Origin of the sequence: Limnohabitans sp. YIMB22184 (assembly GCF_048020265.1) — a bacterium.
GTDB lineage: Bacteria > Pseudomonadota > Gammaproteobacteria > Burkholderiales > Burkholderiaceae_C > Limnohabitans_A.
Genome location: NZ_CP171843.1, coordinates 2,502,476 through 2,520,486 on the forward strand (window position 1 = coordinate 2,502,476; position 18,011 = coordinate 2,520,486).

Annotated in this window: 20 protein-coding genes and 1 riboswitch; of the genes, 10 read left to right on the forward strand and 10 right to left on the reverse strand. The window is 60.4% G+C overall.

Annotated elements, in window-relative coordinates; all coding sequences use genetic code 11:
* Positions 1 to 8: 8 nt before the first annotated feature.
* From dtd to tyrS, 3 genes are read right to left on the reverse strand one after another with little or no spacing between them, the layout of a single operon-like run.
* Positions 9 to 452 carry a D-aminoacyl-tRNA deacylase gene (gene dtd, locus ACHEXL_RS11435; protein WP_416559570.1) on the reverse strand — a complete coding sequence of 148 codons (444 nt, stop codon included), beginning with the start codon at positions 450 to 452 and terminating at the stop codon, positions 9 to 11.
* Positions 449 to 1,375, reverse strand: a complete 927-nt coding sequence (locus ACHEXL_RS11440) for a cation diffusion facilitator family transporter (RefSeq protein ID WP_416559571.1) — start codon at positions 1,373 to 1,375, stop codon at positions 449 to 451. The genes dtd and ACHEXL_RS11440 overlap by 4 nt, the downstream gene beginning before the upstream one ends.
* A 49-nt stretch (positions 1,376 to 1,424) precedes the next feature.
* Positions 1,425 to 2,657 carry a tyrosine--tRNA ligase gene (gene tyrS / locus ACHEXL_RS11445; protein WP_416559572.1) on the reverse strand — a complete coding sequence of 411 codons (1,233 nt, stop codon included), beginning with the start codon at positions 2,655 to 2,657 and terminating at the stop codon, positions 1,425 to 1,427.
* A gap of 144 nt (positions 2,658 to 2,801) precedes the next feature.
* On the opposite strand from tyrS, the gene ACHEXL_RS11450 reads away from it, so the two are divergent.
* Positions 2,802 to 4,268, forward strand: coding sequence for a peptidoglycan DD-metalloendopeptidase family protein (locus ACHEXL_RS11450; RefSeq protein ID WP_416559573.1), 1,467 nt, complete (start codon positions 2,802 to 2,804; stop codon positions 4,266 to 4,268).
* A 96-nt stretch (positions 4,269 to 4,364) separates the two neighbouring features.
* The gene (locus ACHEXL_RS11455) at positions 4,365 to 5,504 is read left to right on the forward strand and encodes an anhydro-N-acetylmuramic acid kinase (protein ID WP_416559574.1); all 1,140 of its coding nucleotides are present in this window, start codon (positions 4,365 to 4,367) and stop codon (positions 5,502 to 5,504) included.
* 30 nt (positions 5,505 to 5,534) lie between these two features.
* Here ACHEXL_RS11455 and erpA read toward each other — a convergent pair whose 3' ends face one another.
* From erpA to rplM, 3 genes are all read right to left on the reverse strand, one after another.
* A complete protein-coding gene (gene erpA, locus ACHEXL_RS11460; protein WP_108362196.1) occupies positions 5,535 to 5,900 on the reverse strand; it encodes an iron-sulfur cluster insertion protein ErpA in 366 nt (121 codons plus the stop codon).
* A gap of 167 nt (positions 5,901 to 6,067) precedes the next feature.
* Positions 6,068 to 6,460 (reverse strand): 30S ribosomal protein S9, encoded by a 393-nt coding sequence (gene rpsI, locus ACHEXL_RS11465; RefSeq protein WP_019426472.1) that lies wholly within the window; start codon positions 6,458 to 6,460, stop codon positions 6,068 to 6,070.
* 11 nt (positions 6,461 to 6,471) lie between these two features.
* Entirely contained in the window at positions 6,472 to 6,903 is a 432-nt protein-coding gene (gene rplM / locus ACHEXL_RS11470; RefSeq protein ID WP_108428532.1) for a 50S ribosomal protein L13, read from the reverse strand.
* A 197-nt stretch (positions 6,904 to 7,100) separates the two neighbouring features.
* Between rplM and ACHEXL_RS11475 the strand changes: the two genes are divergently transcribed.
* The 6 genes from ACHEXL_RS11475 to ACHEXL_RS11500 all read left to right on the forward strand — a co-directional run bounded on the left by ACHEXL_RS11475 (position 7,101) and on the right by ACHEXL_RS11500 (position 11,963).
* A complete protein-coding gene (locus ACHEXL_RS11475) occupies positions 7,101 to 7,988 on the forward strand; it encodes a 23S rRNA (adenine(2030)-N(6))-methyltransferase RlmJ (RefSeq protein WP_108428531.1) in 888 nt (295 codons plus the stop codon).
* 173 nt (positions 7,989 to 8,161) lie between these two features.
* On the forward strand, positions 8,162 to 9,193 hold the full coding sequence (gene paaA, locus ACHEXL_RS11480) for a 1,2-phenylacetyl-CoA epoxidase subunit PaaA (protein WP_416559575.1): 1,032 nt from the start codon (positions 8,162 to 8,164) through the stop codon (positions 9,191 to 9,193).
* Complete coding sequence (paaB, locus tag ACHEXL_RS11485) at positions 9,190 to 9,486, forward strand: 1,2-phenylacetyl-CoA epoxidase subunit PaaB (protein WP_090044798.1); 297 nt, start codon at positions 9,190 to 9,192, stop codon at positions 9,484 to 9,486. Before paaA ends, paaB begins: the two co-directional genes overlap by 4 nt.
* A gap of 8 nt (positions 9,487 to 9,494) precedes the next feature.
* A complete protein-coding gene (gene paaC, locus ACHEXL_RS11490; protein WP_416559576.1) occupies positions 9,495 to 10,277 on the forward strand; it encodes a 1,2-phenylacetyl-CoA epoxidase subunit PaaC in 783 nt (260 codons plus the stop codon).
* Positions 10,278 to 10,286: 9 nt separating this feature from the next.
* Positions 10,287 to 10,823, forward strand: a complete 537-nt coding sequence (gene paaD / locus ACHEXL_RS11495) for a 1,2-phenylacetyl-CoA epoxidase subunit PaaD (RefSeq protein ID WP_416559577.1) — start codon at positions 10,287 to 10,289, stop codon at positions 10,821 to 10,823.
* Positions 10,824 to 10,859: 36 nt separating this feature from the next.
* Positions 10,860 to 11,963, forward strand: a complete 1,104-nt coding sequence (locus ACHEXL_RS11500) for a 2Fe-2S iron-sulfur cluster-binding protein (RefSeq protein WP_416559578.1) — start codon at positions 10,860 to 10,862, stop codon at positions 11,961 to 11,963.
* A gap of 71 nt (positions 11,964 to 12,034) precedes the next feature.
* Here the strand turns inward: ACHEXL_RS11500 and ACHEXL_RS11505 are convergent, their stop codons facing one another.
* From ACHEXL_RS11505 to ahcY, 4 genes are all read right to left on the reverse strand, one after another.
* The gene (locus ACHEXL_RS11505; protein WP_416559579.1) at positions 12,035 to 12,634 is read right to left on the reverse strand and encodes an OmpW/AlkL family protein; all 600 of its coding nucleotides are present in this window, start codon (positions 12,632 to 12,634) and stop codon (positions 12,035 to 12,037) included.
* A 166-nt stretch (positions 12,635 to 12,800) separates the two neighbouring features.
* The gene (gene metF, locus ACHEXL_RS11510; protein WP_416559580.1) at positions 12,801 to 13,631 is read right to left on the reverse strand and encodes a methylenetetrahydrofolate reductase [NAD(P)H]; all 831 of its coding nucleotides are present in this window, start codon (positions 13,629 to 13,631) and stop codon (positions 12,801 to 12,803) included.
* 18 nt (positions 13,632 to 13,649) lie between these two features.
* Positions 13,650 to 14,498, reverse strand: coding sequence for a TlyA family RNA methyltransferase (locus ACHEXL_RS11515; RefSeq protein WP_416559581.1), 849 nt, complete (start codon positions 14,496 to 14,498; stop codon positions 13,650 to 13,652).
* 9 nt (positions 14,499 to 14,507) lie between these two features.
* Positions 14,508 to 15,941, reverse strand: a complete 1,434-nt coding sequence (gene ahcY, locus ACHEXL_RS11520; protein ID WP_416559582.1) for an adenosylhomocysteinase — start codon at positions 15,939 to 15,941, stop codon at positions 14,508 to 14,510.
* A 78-nt stretch (positions 15,942 to 16,019) separates the two neighbouring features.
* Positions 16,020 to 16,116, reverse strand: a riboswitch (S-adenosyl-L-homocysteine riboswitch).
* 114 nt (positions 16,117 to 16,230) lie between these two features.
* Here ahcY and ACHEXL_RS11525 point away from each other — a divergent pair.
* Both ACHEXL_RS11525 and ACHEXL_RS11530 read left to right on the forward strand, forming a co-directional pair.
* Entirely contained in the window at positions 16,231 to 17,208 is a 978-nt protein-coding gene (locus ACHEXL_RS11525; RefSeq protein WP_416559583.1) for a hypothetical protein, read from the forward strand.
* A gap of 7 nt (positions 17,209 to 17,215) precedes the next feature.
* A complete protein-coding gene (locus ACHEXL_RS11530) occupies positions 17,216 to 17,965 on the forward strand; it encodes a flagellar motor protein MotB (protein ID WP_416559584.1) in 750 nt (249 codons plus the stop codon).
* The last annotated feature ends 46 nt before the right edge of the window (positions 17,966 to 18,011 follow it).

Consider the following 18,011-nt stretch of genomic DNA (forward strand, 5'->3'; position numbering starts at 1 on the left):
GTCGGCACTCAAGCACTCATGCGCATCGGGATGGTGATGGGGCCGTCGTTCACCAAGGACACCTTCATGTCGGCCGCAAACTGGCCTGTCTGCACGACCGGGTGCGCAGCTCGGGCCTGCTCCAGAAAGTGCTCATACAAACGTCGACCGTCTTCGGGCGCAGCCGCCTGTGTGAAGCTCGGGCGGTTGCCCCCTGCGACATCGGCGGCAAGGGTGAACTGGCTGACCACCAGCAAACCACCGCCCACGTCCTGTACGCTCCGATTCATCTTGCCCGCCTCATCACTGAAGATGCGCAGCTTCAAAATTTTCGACAGCATCTTGTCGGCCACGGCTTCGGTATCGCCTTTTTCGGCGCACAGCAGCACCAGCAAGCCTGCACTGATCTCGCCGATCACCGCCCCATCGACCCGGACACTGGCCTCACTCACCCGTTGCAGCACCGCGATCATTTCAAATCCCGGGCATCGTCAAAGTGCGCTTCCACATCGCTGGGCAAGAGCTGGATGGTGGCGCGCAAACCGGGCACCTCGCTCATCAGCGCCTGCTCCACACTGGCGCGCAAGGCGGCGGCCCGACCCAGGGTCCAGCTGGCGGGCATGTGCATGTGCACATCCACAAAACGGCGTTGCCCGGCCTTGCGGGTGTTCAGGTGGTCAAACCGGATGATCTCGGTGTCGCCGCGCTGGTGGGCAAAACCATCGAGCACCCGCTGCACATCGGCCAACACTTCGGGCTCCAGCGCCTCGTCCATCAGCCCCTGCGAAGACCGCCAGACCAGGCTCCAGCCTTCTTTCAAAATGTTGAGCGCCACCCCGATGGCGACCACAGCATCCAGCCACAGCCACCCCGTGGCGCTAACCAGGGCAATGCCCACCACCACCCCGGCCGATGTCCAGACGTCGGTCACCAGGTGCCGGGCATCGGCTTCCAGCGCCAGCGAGCGGTGCTGCCGGGCGGCGCGAAACATCAGCCAGGCCAGAAAACCGTTCAGGGCCGAGCTGCCCACCGACAAGGCCAGGCCCCAGCCAACTTGCTCGATGGGTTGAGGATCGAACAAGCGCCCAAAGGCCACCCAGATGATGCCCAGGGCCGCGACCAGAATCAGGATGCCTTCAAAACCGGAGGAAAAATACTCGGCTTTATGGTGGCCGTAAGGATGGTCCTCATCGGCGGGCCGTGCGGCAATGGTGACCATCATCAAGCCAAACACCGCACTGGCCAGGTTGACCAGCGACTCCATGGCGTCCGACAACAAACCGACCGAACCGGTCAGCCACCAGGCCCCGGTCTTGAGCGCAATGGTGACCAGCGCCACTACCACCGAAGCCCAGAGCATGCGGCTGGGCGTCATCCAGGCATCGAATTTTTTCATCCGCTCAGCATACCCCCGGAGGATGACCTGTCCGTGCGCCAGCCCCCGATCAAGCCAGCGTCACCTTGGCAAACTTGCGCTTGCCCACTTGCACCACGTAGGTGCCCGCTTCGAGCTTCAGGCCCTTGTCGCTGACCACGCTGGAGTCCACGCGCACCCCACCGCCGTCGATCAGGCGTCCGGCCTCGGTGGTCGAAGGGGCCAGGCCCGCCGATTTGAGCAAGGCGCCAATTCCCATGGGCGCGCCCGACAATGACACTTCAGGGACGTCGTCCGGCACACCGCCCTTGCTTCGGTTGATGAAGTCCTGCTCGGCCGCATCGGCCGCCGCTGCGCTGTGAAAACGCGCCGTGATTTCCTTGGCCAGCATGACCTTGGCGTCCTTGGGGTTGCGGCCACCCTCGACTTCCTGCTTCAGAGCCTCGATCTCGGACATCGATTTGAACGACAGCAGGGTGTACCAGCGCCACATCAGGGTGTCAGAAATGCTCAGCACCTTGGCAAACATGGTGTTGGGCTCTTCGGCAATGCCGATGTAGTTGTTCTTGGACTTGGACATCTTGTCCACGCCGTCCAGGCCTTCGAGCAGCGGCATGGTCAGGATGCATTGCTGCTCCTGACCGTATTCGGCCTGCAGGTGACGGCCCATCAGCAGGTTGAACTTCTGGTCGGTGCCGCCCAGCTCCAGATCGCTCTTAAGCGCGACCGAGTCGTAGCCCTGCATCAGCGGGTACAGGAACTCATGCACGCTGATCGGCGTGCCGGCCTTGAAGCGGTCATGGAAGTCGTTGCGCTCCATCATGCGGGCCACGGTGTACTTGGCCGCTAGCTGGATCATGCCCATCGAACCCAATGGGAGCGACCACTCACTGTTGTAGCGAATCTCTGTTTTCGCGGGATCCAGCACCAGACTGGCCTGCTTGTAATAAGTCTCTGCGTTGAGTTTGATCTGCTCAGGGGTGAGCGGCGGGCGGGTGCTGTTACGGCCCGAGGGGTCACCGATCAGGCTGGTGAAGTCCCCGATCAGGAAGATCACCTGGTGGCCCAGGTCCTGCAGCTGGCGCATCTTGTTGAGCACCACGGTGTGGCCGATGTGGATGTCCGGCGCGGTCGGGTCCAAGCCCAGCTTGATGCGCAGCGGCACGCCGGTGGCCTCCGATTTCGCCAGTTTTTGGAACCAGTCCTCCTTGGGAATCAGCTCCTCACAGCCCCGCAGAGTGACTTCCAAAGCGTTACGGGTCTTGTCCGTGACCGGGTATTTTGTAACAAGCGCTTGATTCATAAGGGTTTTTTCTAAAGTCAAATGGGTATAGACCAGTACAATGGCCCGATTACTCCAAGTCGCCCATTTTAGGGGCGGCCTGACTGTGCAAATCGCGCCGCCCCATCGCTTGAACGACAAGCGGCGCGAAATAACCCCGAATTGATGCAATTCTTCGCTCTCATCCAGTCGCGGCTGGTTTCTTTGTTTGTTGGCTTCCTGTTCCTTTGCACCGCCGTGCTGGGCGCGGTGCTCATGGCTGTCCAGCGCACGCTGGCCTGGCTTGATGGCCAACACCCTCAACTGACCCAAACGCTTCAGGCGACTGCGCGCTGGTTGGCCCGTCATCCCAAAACCATCAGCGCCACTTTGGCCTCTGTTCTGCTGGCTGGTGGCGGCGGTGCATTCGCCATCGCCAATCTGGGACCGGACATCGCCGAACAGCCCGTGGTCACGGTCACCGTGCCTGTTGAAATTGCCAAGCTGGAAGAACAAGCCCAATCGCTCGACCTGATCCAGATGAGTCTGATGCGCACGGACAGCACCCGCGCCTCCGACACTCCGGAGAGTTTGCTGCGGCGCTTGGGCCTGGTTGACCCGGAGGCGGCCGCTTACCTGCGCAAGAACCCTTTGGCCAAACAAGCCCTCAAACAAGGGGGCCGCTCCGTTGTGGCCGAAGCCGACAGCCAGCAGCGTCTGCTCAAACTCAATGTGCGCTGGCTCAACAACGAGACCGACACCTTTTTCCAGCGTCTGGCGATCCAACGCACAGCCGATGGTCTGCAGGCCGCACTCGAAACATCCCCCATGAACACCAGCCTGCGCATGACAGGCGGCACCGTGGCCAGCTCCTTGTATGACGCGGCAGACGAGGCCCGTTTGCCGGATGCCGTCATCAGCCAGCTGACGCAGATTTTCTCCAACCAGATTGACTTTCACCGCACCTTGCGTAAAGGCGCTCGTTTCTCAGTTGTCTACGAAGTGCTGGAAGCCGACGGTGAGCCCGTGCGTACCGGTCGCGTTTTGACCGCCGAATTCAACAACGGCAACAAAACCTACGAAGCCGTGTGGCACCAGGAGCCAGGGCAAAAAGGCAACTACTACAGCATGGACGGCAAAAGCCTGAGCCGCACCTATCTGGCATCGCCTGTCGCTTTCTCGCGCAAGACCAGCGGTTTTGCCATGCGCCTGCACCCGATCTTTCAAACCATGAAAGCGCACCTGGGCGTGGATTACGCGGCCCCGACCGGTACCCCGGCTCAGACCGTGGGTGACGGTGTGGTCGAATTCGCTGGCGTTCAAGGTGGCTTTGGCAATATGGTCATTGTCCGCCACGGCAACAACCACTCCACTGTGTATGCCCACCTCAGTCGCATCCAGGTGCGCAAGGGACAGACCGTTCAAAAAGGCCAAACCATTGGTGCTGTGGGTTCCACAGGCTGGTCGACAGGCCCTCACCTGCACTTCGAATTCCGCGTGAATGGCACCCACGTTGACCCCCAAAAAGTGATCCAGCAAGCCCAGAGCGTGCCGCTCACTCCTGCCGCGATGGCGCGCTTCAAAGTGGTGGCCGAGCAGGCCAGAGCACAGCTGTTGGCTGCCGCGCAAATGCGGGAAGTCACCGCGCAGTGATCTCAAGGGCCGCAAGGCCCTTTTTTCATGCCACTCCCACAGACGTCTTGACTGCCAGATGGCCACTGAAGACCATAGCGCGCACATTTTTCATCCATGCAAACGATTGAGCATTTCATAGGCCTGATGTCAGGCACCTCCTTGGATGGTGTCGATGGCGTGCTGGCCCGCATCAACGCACAAGGTCGTGTGGAGGTTCAGTCGCATGCCTTTGTGGCTTTCGAGGCGCCCTTCAAAGCCGAGCTCCTCGCCCTGAACCAGAGCGGCCCAGATGAATTGCACCGCGGCGCCTTGGCAGGCAACCAGATTGCCCGTCGCTATGCCGAGGTGGTGCACGCCTTGTTGCAGCAAAGCGGCTTGCAAGCTCAGGACATCACAGCCATCGGTGCGCACGGGCAAACCGTGCGTCACAGGCCCCTCGAGTTCGATGGCGACGTTGCAGCCGGCCATGGGGCTGTGGGCTACACCTTGCAACTCATCAACCCATCCTTGCTGGCCGAGCTGACCCGCATCGACGTGGTGGCCGATTTTCGCAGCCGTGATCTGGCAGCAGGCGGACAAGGTGCACCGTTGGTGCCCGCTTTTCACCAAGGCGTTTTCGGACGCATGGATGCGACTGTGGCGGTGCTCAATATTGGTGGCATTTCCAACCTCAGCGTGCTTCGGCCAGGGAGCGAGGTTCTGGGCTGGGACTGCGGCCCGGGTAACGCGCTCATGGACCATTGGTGCGCCACACACACGGGGGCCGCATTTGACCGCGATGGCGCCTGGGCGGCCACAGGCCATGTCTTGCCCGACTTGCTGACTGACTTGAAGACCGAAGACTTTTTGCACCGCACGCCCCCCAAAAGCACAGGACGCGACCTGTTCAACCCCACCTGGTTGCATGCACGCTTGCCCAAAGCGTCGCAACCTGCACAAGACGTGCAGGCCACACTGACCGAGTTCACGGCATGGGCTTGCGCCAAGGATGTTTTGCGTCACGCGGCAGATGCGCAGACCTTGATTGTCTGTGGCGGTGGCGCCTTGAACCGCCATTTGATGGACCGCCTGGCCCACCATTTGCATGCTTTGCAGGTGATCAGCAGCGATCAATGGGGTTTACCGCCCTTGCAAGTGGAAGCCGCCGCTTTTGCCTGGCTGGCGTTCAAAACCGTGCGGCGCGAGACATCGAGCTTGCCAAGCGTCACGGGCGCCCAAGGCGCCCGTGTCTTGGGGGCCATTTACCCCCGTTGATGCGGCCAGCTCAGCTGGCCCCCTCGCCAATCAGGTCGAGAAAGAAGAACCGCAACCGCAAGTCGATGTGGCGTTCGGGTTCTTGATCACGAACTGAGCACCCTGCAGATCTTCTTTGTAATCGATCTCGGCACCGATCAGGTACTGGTAGCTCATGGCGTCGATCAACAAGGACACGCCATTTTTGCTCATGGTCGTGTCGTCTTCGTTTGTGATTTCATCGAAGGTGAAACCGTACTGAAAGCCCGAGCAGCCGCCGCCTTGCACAAATACGCGCAGTTTCAAGTCAGGGTTGCCCTCTTCGGCGATCAGGTCGGCCACCTTGGCGGCCGCGCTGTCGGTGAAGACAATCGGTTCGGGCATTTCGGTTTGGATATTTTCAGCAACAGCACTCATGGTGTTTCTCCGGTTCAATGCCGAATAGTATAGCGCGCTGGTCGGGAATTACCGCCCATCCTCTGCAGTAACGCTACTGGCCTCATGGGCTTTTCACGGCCCAATCGCCACAAAAAAAAGCCGCTGCGGCGAACCGGAGCGGCTTTTTGATGAAGCAGAAAAGCAGATTAACGCTTGGAGAACTGCTTGCGGCGACGAGCGGAGTGCAAGCCGACCTTTTTACGTTCGACTTCACGGGCGTCGCGGGTGACAAAGCCAGCTTGGCTCAGCACAGGCTTGAGCGATGCGTCGTAGTCAATCAGGGCGCGGGTGATGCCGTGGCGCGATGCGCCGGCTTGACCGGATTCGCCACCGCCGTGCACGTTGATCATGATGTCGAAAGTTTCGGCATGGTTGGTCAACATGAGGGGTTGCTTGGCGATCATGATCGAAGTCTCGCGGCCGAAGTAGGCTTGGATGTCCTTGCCGTTGACCGTGATCTTGCCAGTGCCTTTTTTCAGAAACACGCGGGCGACGCTGGATTTGCGACGGCCTGTGCCATTGTTCCATTCACCAATCATCTCAAGGCTCCTTAGATGTCCAGCACTTTAGGCTGTTGGGCGGTGTGTGGATGCTCTGCGCCACCATACACCTTGAGTTTCTTGATCATGGCGTAGCCGAGTGGGCCCTTGGGCAGCATGCCCTTGACAGCCTTCTCGAGTGCGCGGCCAGGGTGCTTGGCTTGCATGTCGCGGAAGTTGGTGGCAGTGATACCGCCGGGATAGCCCGAATGACGGTAATACACTTTGTCCAGTGTCTTGGTGCCAGTCACTTTGAGCTTGGCAGCATTGATGATGACGATGAAGTCACCGGTGTCGACGTGAGGCGTGTAAATGGCCTTGTGTTTGCCGCGCAAACGGAGAGCAACTTCGCTGGCTACTCGTCCGAGGACCTTGTCGGTCGCGTCAATCACAAACCACTCGTGCACGACCTCAGCGGGTTTGGCGCTGAAAGTTGTTGTCATGAGTTTTCTCTTTGAAGAAAGGTTTGTTGAGCCCTTTTCCACGGTCGGTGTTCCTCTGTTGGGAACCTCTTAGGTGGGAGCTTGCTCGAACCTTTTCAGGTTTGGGCGTCTTCGCCGCGGGGCCACAAAATCGCTGCGAAGCCTACTATTATACGAAAAATCAAGGACTTGCAGAAGTTATTGGTTACCATCGACGCATGTTCAGTTACCGACACGCTTTCCACGCGGGCAACCATGCCGATGTGCTCAAACACATCACGCTGCTCGCCACCCTGCGCCACCTCATGCAAAAAGAGGCCGGCATCACCCTGATTGACACCCACGCCGGGGCCGGTTTGTACCGTCTGGACGGCGATTATTCGCAAAAAGGGGCCGAAGCCGAAGACGGCCTGTTCAAGCTGCTGGCCGCGGCAGAAAAGCTCGACGCCCTGCCCGAGCCCGTGCAGGACTACCTGGAACAGATTGCCAGCTTCAACCCCAACGGACAAGCCAAAATTTACCCGGGCTCGCCCTTTTTGATGCAGCGCCTGATGCGCCACGCATCGCGCGACCGCCTGCGCCTGTTCGAGTTGCACCCCACCGACAGCAAAGCTCTGATGTCCAACATCGCCCAGCTCGAAGCCGGGCGCACGGTCACCGTGAGCCGCGAAGACGGTTTTGAAGCCCTCAAAAAGCTGCTACCCCCACCGCCATCGGCCACCGGCTCCAAGCGGGCGATGGTGCTGATCGACCCCAGCTACGAAATCAAATCGGATTACAGCAAGGTCGCCAGCGTCATCCAGGAATACCTCAAACGCTTCTCGACGGGCACTTATTTGGTCTGGTACCCGATCATCCCGCGCCCGGAAGCGCATGACCTGCCCAAACGCCTGCGCACCTTGGCGAACCAGTCGCAAAAGCCCTGGCTCAACGCCACGCTGGCCATTGGCCGGGGTCCCGGCGACGAAGGGGGCCTGGTGGCCAGCGGCATGTTCGTCATCAACCCGCCCTTCACCCTGAAAGACCAGATCCGGCAGGCGCTGGATGTGGTCGGTCCCGCCTTGGCGCGAGGGTCCGGCAAAAACTGGGCGGTGGAGTCGTCTTGAACGCGTGGAGCCCCAGCCCAAGGGCTCTCGAACTGGTATTTCTAGACGAAACCACTGCATCAGGGAAATACCTGATCACGGGGCATTGAAATTAACCGACCGCACGGTCGGTTAATGGTTATACTGGCACCCGCGCCGCGATCATCCCATCCTGTTTGGCGCAGGAGAAGCCCATGTACACGCAATCTTTCAGCGTCCCGGACGGAACCGAGGACGCCAAGTCGGTCGGTCTGAAAGCCGTTCCCAAAGCCCTGAGCGCTCAAGACGCCGCCCTGCAAGCGGCCTTTGACGCCCGCATCGATGCCGATGGCCGCATCGAGCCCCGCGAATGGATGCCCGAGGCCTACCGCAAAACCTTGGTGCGCCAGATCAGCCAGCACGCACACAGCGAAATCGTCGGCATGCTGCCCGAGGGCAACTGGATCAGCCGCGCCCCGAGTCTCAAGCGCAAGGCTATCCTGATCGCCAAGGTGCAAGACGAAGGCGGCCACGGTCTGTACCTGTACAGCGCTGCCGAGACTTTGGGCACCAGCCGCGACCAAATGCTGGACGCCCTGCACAGCGGCAAAGCCAAATACAGCTCCATCTTCAACTACCCCACCCTCAACTGGGCCGATGTGGGCGTGGTCGGCTGGCTGGTCGATGGCGCGGCCATCATGAACCAGGTGCCCCTTTGCCGCTGCTCTTACGGCCCCTACGCCCGCGCCATGGTGCGCGTGTGCAAGGAAGAATCCTTCCACCAGCGCCAAGGCTACGAAGCCCTGCTGGTGATGATGCAAGGCACAGCCGAGCAAAAAGCCATGGTGCAGGACGCTGTGAACCGCTGGTGGTGGAAGTGCCTGGCCATGTTCGGGCCGCCCGACGCCGACAGCCCCAACAGCGCGCAAGGCATGCGCTGGGGCATCAAGCGCATCAGCAACGACGATCTGCGTCAAAAATTTGTGGACGCGACCGTGCCACAAGCCAAAGTGTTGGGCGTCACTTTGCCTGACCCAGATTTGAAGTGGAACGAAGCGCGTGGTCACTACGACTACGGCCAGATCGATTGGGACGAGTTCTGGGCCACCGTCAACGGCAACGGTCCTTGCAACAAGGAACGCCTGGGCGCCCGCGTCAAGGCCTGGAACAACGGGGCTTGGGTGCGCGAAGCTGCGCTTGCCCACGCCAAAAAACAACAAGCGCGTCAACTGAAGGAAGCAGCATGAGCACCCCCGCCCTCAAAGAATGGCCCTTGTGGGAAGTTTTTGTCCGCTCCAAGCAAGGCCTGGAACACAAGCACTGCGGCAGCCTGCACGCTTCGGATTCCGAGCACGCCTTGCAAATGGCGCGTGACGTGTACACCCGCCGCCAGGAAGGTGTGAGCATCTGGGTCGTGCCCTCGGCCAGCATCTCGGCCAGTGAGCCCAACGACAAACCCGAATTCTTCGATCCCGCCAGCGACAAGGTTTACCGCCACCCGACCTTTTACGAAATCCCCGAAGAAGTGGGCCACATGTGAGCGCGACCATGAATGCCCCCATCGATTACCTGCTGCACCTGGCCGACAACGCGCTGATCCTCGGACAGCGCAACGCCGAATGGTGCGGACACGGCCCCATTCTTGAAGAAGACATCGCCCTGTCCAACAACAGCCTGGACCTGATCGGCCAGGCCCGCATGCTTTACCAGCACGCGTCCGAGCTGCAGGGCGGCGGTGCCACCGAAGACACGTTGGCGTATTTCCGCGACGTGCCCGACTTCAAAAACTACACCCTGTGCGAATTGCCGCACATGCCGCTGATGGCCGCTACCTCAGCGGGTGATCGGGACTTCGCCACCACCATCGTGCGCAACTTTTTGTACAGCAGCCTGATGGTGCTGGTGTGGGACCAGTTGCAAAACTCAAAAGACGCGCAGCTGGCCGCGATTGCCGCCAAATCGCTCAAGGAAGTGCGCTACCACCTGCGCCACTCGCGTGATTGGTTGGTGCGTATGGGTGACGGTACGGCCGAATCCCACGCCAAAGCGCAAGCGGCGCTGGACCAATTGCTGCCCTACACCCAGGAATTCTGGGCTAGCAGCCCGCATGAAACTGCCGCGCTGGCCAACGGCACAGGCAGCGACATGGCGGCTTTGCAAAACGACTGGAACCAGATCGTGGATGAGACCCTGCAAGAGGCCACCCTGCAGCGCCCAGCCGATGGCGGCTTTGTGCCCACAGGCAAGCAAGGCATCCACTCCGAGCACCTGGGCTTCGTACTGGCCGAAATGCAAAGTCTGGCCCGCGCCCATCCGCAAGCCACCTGGTAAACCCAAGCCATGTCCTCCTTCACCTCGCAGCCCGACACCGCCGATGTGGCCCGTGCCTGGGTCCTGCTCGAACAACTGACCGACCCGGAAATTCCGGTGGTCACCTTGCGTGAGCTGGGCATCCTGCGGGATGTGCGTGCGGGTGAGGCGGGGTTGGAGGTGGTCATCACGCCCACCTACAGCGGCTGTCCAGCCATGGGCGTGATTGAGGACGATGTGAAAGCGCTGCTTCAAGCCCACGGCCTGCAAGGCCGCGTGGTCACACAACTGGCCCCGGCCTGGACCACCGACTGGATGAGCGAAGCCGCCAAAGACAAACTGCGCGCTTATGGCATCGCCCCGCCACATGCTTGCAGCAGCACAGGTTCGGGTGCGGCCAACGTGGTGCAGTTTGCAGCGCGTGGCGCCAAAGCCGAGGTGGTGAACTGCCCGCAATGCGGCTCGGCCAACACCACCGAAACCTCCCATTTCGGCTCGACCGCTTGCAAGGCACTTTACCGGTGCCTGGCGTGCATGGAGCCTTTCGATTACTTCAAACCTTACTGAGCCGCCCCGCGCCACTCAGTCCCAGAGCCTCAAGCCATGTCCGCACCCCGATTTCATGACCTCCCGATCGCACGCATCTGCCCCGAAGCGGCTGGTGCCGTGGCGATCACGCTGAACGTGCCTGCCGATCTGCGCAGCAGCTTCGACTTCCAGCCGGGCCAGTTCCTGACCTTGCGTGCCGACATCGCAGGCGCTGACGTGCGCCGCAGCTACTCCATCAGCTCGGCCCGCAGCCAACTGCAAAAGAACGGCGTGCTCGAAGTGGGCATCCGCCCTGTCGAAGGCGGTGTGTTCTCCAACTGGGCGGCGACACAACTCAAAGCAGGCGACACCTTGCGCGTGATGCCGCCCGACGGCCGCTTTGTGGTGCAGCGCCCCCGAGCGATTCACCGTGTGGGCTTTGCGGCAGGCTCGGGCATCACGCCCATCCTGTCCATCCTGGCCAGCACCCTGGAAGAGCAACCCGAGAGCAAATTCACCTTGGTCTACGGTAACCGCCGCATGGACAGCGTGATGTTCAACGAAGCCTTGCAAGACCTGAAGGACCGCTACCCGGACCGCTTCACGCTGATCCACGTCCTCTCGCGCCAGGCGCAGGAAGTCCCCCTGCTCGAAGGCCGCATTGACGCGGCCAAAGTCCAAGCCATCATCGACGCCTTCTTGCCCGTGGGCAGCATGGACGAGGTGTTCGTGTGCGGGCCCGAGGCCATGATCGAAGCAACCGAGCAAGCGCTTTTGGCAGCTGGCGTCAAACCCGAGCGCATCCGCACCGAACGCTTCAGCTCGCCCACGCTCGATGCGCTGACGCCTGAAGCCCGCGCCCAAGCCGTGCTGGGTCAACCCGCCACACGCGAGCAAGGCGAAGTACAGCTCACCGTGGTGCTGGACGGCAAGCCTTACAACATGCCAATGAACCGCAACGAGAAAATCCTCGACATCGCCTTGTCGCTGGGTCTGGACCTGCCCTATTCATGCAAAGCCGGCGTGTGCTGCACCTGCCGCTGCAAGGTCATGCAAGGCACGACCGAGATGGAGAAGAACTTCACCCTCGAAAAGCCCGAAGTCGAACAAGGCTTCATCTTGTCCTGCCAGGCCCGCCCTACCAGCGAACGTGTGGTGATCAGTTTCGACGAACGCTGACCCGCTGCGCAAAGCACCCGATGAAAAACGCCCTGCAGTGCAGGGCGTTTTTCATGGCGGGTGCCCGCACATCAGAAGCGATAACCCAAACCCACGCCCACCAACAGCGGATCGAGCTTCAAGGTACCCTGGTTGGCACCATCGACAAACACATTGGAGCGGATGTACACCTTCTTGACATCGAAGTTCAGTGACCAGTTTTTGTCCAATGGAATGTCCATGCCCACCTGCAGCGCGCCACCCCAGCTGTCGTCTTCCAGGTCGGCGGTCCCTCCGAGCAAGTTGACGCTGGTGATGCGGGTGTAATTGACGCCCGCACCGACATAAGGCTTATAGCCACCCAGACCGGTGAAGTGGTACTGCAGCAGGAAACTCGGCGGCAAGTGCTTGAAAGTGCCAATCGACGCGCCCCCCAGTGAAACAGTTTGCTTTTGGGGGCTCGTTAAGACCAGCTCCGCCGCAATGTTCGGGGTGAAGAAATAGCTGACATCCACTTCCGGAATGGTTTTGTTGTTGACCGACAAGCCCAAGCCCGTGCCATCTTTGTTGGCCATATCGAGGTGCACAGCCCGAGCGCGCACCATCCAGGGGCCTTCACCCGAGGCTTGCGCCATGGCGGCAGTGACGGAGCCCGCAGCCAGCAAGGCTGCAACGATGGTTTGTTTTTTCATGTTGACTTTCCTTATGAACGAAGAGCTTTTTGCTCAGTCCTATTGAAAGTCTCAACCACCTGCACGCGTTTGCGTTTCGTCAAATGCCCGCGCACTGCGGCCTGCAACGGCACCCGCACTTGTGATGGATCAAATCCATCCAAGCGCCTTCACCGTTCGGTGCGTTTCACAACCGACGCCAGATCTCCGTTGTGGCAGCACTCTGGTTCATCGTGTAGAAATGGATGGCAGGTACACCACCGTTGATGAGTTGCTCGCACAGGTCAGACACAACATCCAGACCGAATGCCTTGATGGACTCGATGTCGTCGCCAAACCCTTGCAGACGCAGCCTGATCCAGCGCGGAATTTCGGCGCCACACGCATCCGAAAAACGCAGCAACTGTGCGGAACTGGTGATGGGCATGATGCCCGGCACGATGGGCACATCCACCCCCAGTTTGTAGGCGTCGTCCACAAAGCGGAAGTAGGCATCGCTGTTGTAGAAATATTGCGTGATGGCCGAATTGGCGCCCGCCTTCACTTTGGTGGCAAAGGCCTGCAAGTCGGCTTCGGGCGACTTGGCCTGAGGATGAATTTCTGGGTAAGCCGCCACTTCGATGTGGAAATCGTTACCGGTCTCGGCGCGGATGAAGCTCACCAGGTCGCTGGCGTAATGGAACTCGCCACCTGCGCCATAGCCGCTGGGCAAGTCGCCGCGCAAAGCGACCAAACGTTTGACACCCATGGCCTTGAGCGTGGCCAACTCGGCGCGCACCGAGGCCTTGGTGGCCCCAATGCACGAAAAGTGCGAGGCCGCGGCCACGCCTTCGCCCAAAATCGCGCCTACGGTGGCGAAGGTGCCCTCTTGGGTAGAGCCACCAGCGCCGTAGGTCACGGAGCAAAACTCAGGCTTCAAGGCGTACAGCTTCTCGCGCACGCCACGCAGTTTTTCGGCCCCTTCAGGCGTTTTGGGTGGGAAAAATTCCAAACTGATGGGCAGTTTCAAACCAGACATCACAACACCTTCAAAGATTCAATCGTCGTTGGCCTTGGCATAAGCCTTGGCGGCCAGATCGGCCTCGTGGGCTGCACGCGCTTTTTCACGCGCGGGCAACACGGCCGCTGGGTCAGGCCAACAGGCCTGCACAAAAAATTCACGGTTGCCGTCGCCGCCTTCGATCGGGCTGCTCAACCAATCGGTGACCTTCATGCCCAATTCGGTCAATGCCGTGCGCAGGCGGTTTTCGATGAATGGGAAATGCGTGTCGTCTTTGACGATGCCGCCCTTGCCCACCTGGCCCGGTTGCAGCTCGAACTGGGGTTTGACCAGCATGAGCAACTGCCCCGTGGGTTTGAGCAAATGCACCACGCCTGGTAAGACCAAGGTGAGCGAGATGAAGGACACATCGCCCACCATCAGGTCAAAACCTTCGATGGCATCGGGAATGCGTTCGTCACCGGGCTCCAGCTCACGAGCGTTCACGCCTTCGATGCAAACCACACGCTCGTCACCCTGGATGCGCGGATGCACCTGGGCATGGCCCACGTCGATGCCCACGACCTCGGCTGCGCCGTGCTGCAGCAAACAATCGGTGAAACCGCCCGTGCTTTGGCCCACATCGAGGCAGCGCAAACCGTCCACCTGCACGCCCGTGGCCTTCAAGGCCCCTTCGAGCTTCAAACCACCGCGTGAGACGTAGCGCGACTCGGCATCGTCGAGCAGCTGCAAGGCAGCGCTCTCGGGCACCTCATCGCGGTTTTTGACGATGGCACGCCAAGTCCCGTCGGGCTGCTGCCACTGCACGCCCCCGGCAATCAGTCGCTGAGCCTGGGAGCGAGAAGCGGCCAGGCCGCGCTCGACGAGAAGTTGGTCAATGCGCATGCGTGGTTTTCAGTAGCGGTATGTGTCGGCTTTGTAGGGGCCATTCTTGGACACGCCGATGTAAGCGGCTTGCTCGTCGCTGAGTTCGGTCAGCATGGCGCCGACTTTTTTCAGGTGCAGGCGTGCCACTTTCTCGTCCAGGTGCTTGGGCAGCACATAGACCTTGCCGGACTCGTACTGATCTTGTTTGGTGAACAACTCGATCTGGGCGATGGTCTGGTTGGCAAACGAGGACGACATCACGAAGCTGGGGTGGCCGGTGGCACAACCCAGGTTCACCAAGCGGCCTTTGGCCAGCAGGGTGATCTTCTTGCCATCGGGGAAGATGACGTGGTCGACTTGGGGCTTGATCTCGTCCCACTGCAGCTTTTCCAAGGAAGCGACGTCGATCTCGTTGTCGAAGTGGCCGATGTTGCAAACGATGGCTTCGTCTTTCATGGCGGCCATGTGCTCATAGCGGATCACGTTCTTGTTGCCGGTGGCGGACACGAAGATGTCGCACTTGTCAGCGGCGTATTCCATGGTCACGACCTTGAAGCCTTCCATCGCGGCTTGCAGGGCGTTGATCGGGTCGATCTCGGTCACCCAGACTTGGGCGCTCAGGGCGCGCAGGGCTTGGGCCGAGCCCTTGCCGACGTCGCCATAACCAGCGACCACGGCCACTTTGCCGGCGATCATCACGTCGGTGGCGCGCTTGATGGAGTCCACCAAGGATTCGCGGCAGCCGTACAGATTGTCAAACTTGCTCTTGGTCACCGAGTCGTTCACGTTGATGGCGCGGAACATCAAGCTGCCCTTGGCGGCCATCTCGTTCAGGCGCAGCACACCGGTGGTGGTCTCTTCGGTCACGCCGATGATCTGTGCACCCTTGCGGCTGTACCAGGTGGGGTCCACGGCCAACTTGGCCTTGATGGCGTTGAACAGGCAAGTCTCTTCTTCGCTGGTGGGGTTGGCGATCAGGCTGGCGTCTTTTTCGGCGCGCTTGCCCAAGTGCATCAACAACGTGGCGTCGCCGCCGTCGTCCAGGATCATGTTGGGGCCTTCGCCTTCGGTGCCTGCGGGGCCAAAGTCAAAAATGCGGTGGGTGTAATCCCAGTAATCGGCCAAGGTCTCGCCCTTGATGGCGAAGACCGGTGTGCCCTTGGCGGCGATGGCTGCTGCGGCGTGGTCTTGGGTCGAGAAGATGTTGCAAGAAGCCCAGCGCACGCTGGCACCCAAGGCTTGCAGGGTCTCGATCAGCACAGCCGTCTGAATGGTCATGTGCAAGGAGCCGGTGATGCGGGCGCCTTTCAGAGGTTGCGCCTTGGCGAATTCCTCGCGGATGGCCATCAGACCAGGCATTTCGGTCTCGGCGATTTTGATTTCTTTGCGGCCCCAGTCGGCCAGGCCAATGTCGGCGATCACGCAATCAGCGTTGACGGCGGTAGGCATACGTGCATTCATGAGAAAAGCTCCAAGCAATGTGAATGAACCACACGCATGGATTGCACTGAATGGAAATTACAGGCTCACCGCACGTCGTGTGGATGAGCGTCGTTGCTGTTGAAGTGTTCCGAGCCTCACGCCCCGCTGCCGACTTGTCAAAAAGCCAGGGGACGTTGCAACGCTCCTCGGAATGCTGAATTCTATCGCAGTCTTTTTAACGCAGCCCATCTTTGACCGCAAGACAGCCTTCTGGGCAGGGTTGATGCACGGGCATTTGCTAGACTGACTTCATGCTTTTGAACCCAATATGCCCGTGCCTCCTCTGATGCCACTGATTTCCGACCACTGGCATTTGTGGTCGGTGGCTGCCGTGATCGGCCTCATTGCGCTGGATTACGCACGTCGCTTCATTGGCCCCGCACTGAAGCTCAAAACCAGCTTGCACCGCGTCCAGGCACAGCTCATCCGCCTCATCGCGCAAAGCCCCTCGCAGTCCATCGATTTGGCCCTGCTGAAAAACGACGTGATGACATCCCCGCCGCTGCAGCATGCTTGGCAACAATATGCCAGCACGCTCCAACCTCAATGGCAAGCCGCCGATGCGGGGCCGCTGAGCGCGGCGCGACAGCGGCTCAGCCAATTGTCCCGGGTCTTTTTCGAACACATGGGAAAGGCCTCTGGCGGCGGTCGCCTGGACTTGTCCAACATCGAACACCTGGCCCAAAACGACCCCCAACTGGCCCAAGTCTGGCGTGAATACAGCCAAGCCCTTGAATCATTGCAGCAACTCGAATCGTCGGCAGCCACCACGGCCGGCAAATGGCAAGCCAGCAGCCACGCCGACTTGTACTTCACCGAGCAAGCTTTGGTCGACACGCCTTTGCAGTCGAACTTCTACAAACACATTCCGGGCATCCTGACCGGCGTGGGCATCATTGGCACCTTCACGGGCTTGATCGCCGGGTTGATCGGTTTTGACGTGTCCAACCCCGATCGGGTTCAGGCCGAGCTGAGCCAATTGGTGCAGACCGTGGGCCACGCCTTTTTGGTGTCGGCCCTGGCCATCACCTTGGCCATGGTGTTCACTTGGATCGAAAAGTCGGTCCTGACTGGCCGCTACCGCCAAGTCGAAGAGTTGCAGCAAGCGCTCGACACCTTGTTCACCCCCCAAGGTGGCAGCCAATCGCTGGAACGCTTGACGCTGGCGACCGAAATGCAAGCCGCGCTGTCCTACAAAATCTTGAATCAGCTGCAGGCTTCTGCCGCCGGTTCACTGCAGCGCTGACCCTCTGATGCTCGGCTCCAGAAGAAGGCCTTTCAAAAGGCACCGCGACGAGGCCGAAAAACCTTTCTGGATCTCGTTCTCTGACCTCATGACCGCGTTGATGGTGCTGTTTTTGGTCGCCATGGCGGTCGCCCTGCTCAGCGTCACCCAAGGCTTACGCAAGATGGACGAAGGCCGGGCCCAGCGCGACACCGCGATTTCAACTTGCCTGGACGGTATTCGTCACATCACCCAACAAAACCCCTCCCCCGGCGTGAAACTGCGCGGCCAAACATTGGAACTCGGTGCGCTGGCAGAATTCCCCAAAGACAGCAACGAACTCGACGCCCAGCGTGCAGGCTACCTGCGCAGCTTTGTCCCCCGCATGCTGCAAATCGCCCGCACACCCGAATGTCAGAACTGGCTCAAACGGTTTGTGTTGGAAGGCTACGCCAGCCCCGAGGGCTCGTACTTGTACAACCTCAACCTGAGTCTGGAACGCTCTCAACGCGTGCTGTGCGTGCTGCTGGACAACAAAGCACCCGATGCCCCCAGCCCAGAAGACCGCCAAGCGGTCCGTGAGCTGTTTTTTGTCGGCGGCTCCTCCTTCAACTCGGCCATCCTGAACCAACCCGAGAAAAGCCGCCGGGTGGAGCTGCGACTGGAATTCAAAGAACTGCGCCCCCGCTGCGAAGCCGGCACGCCAGACTGCTCGCCCGAGGAGATGCAACCCCTGCCTTGGGACGATGACACCCAATGCCCCGTGGCCAGACGCTGAGCACACATCCAGCAGGACCGACCAGCGCCAAGCCCAGGGCGCACCT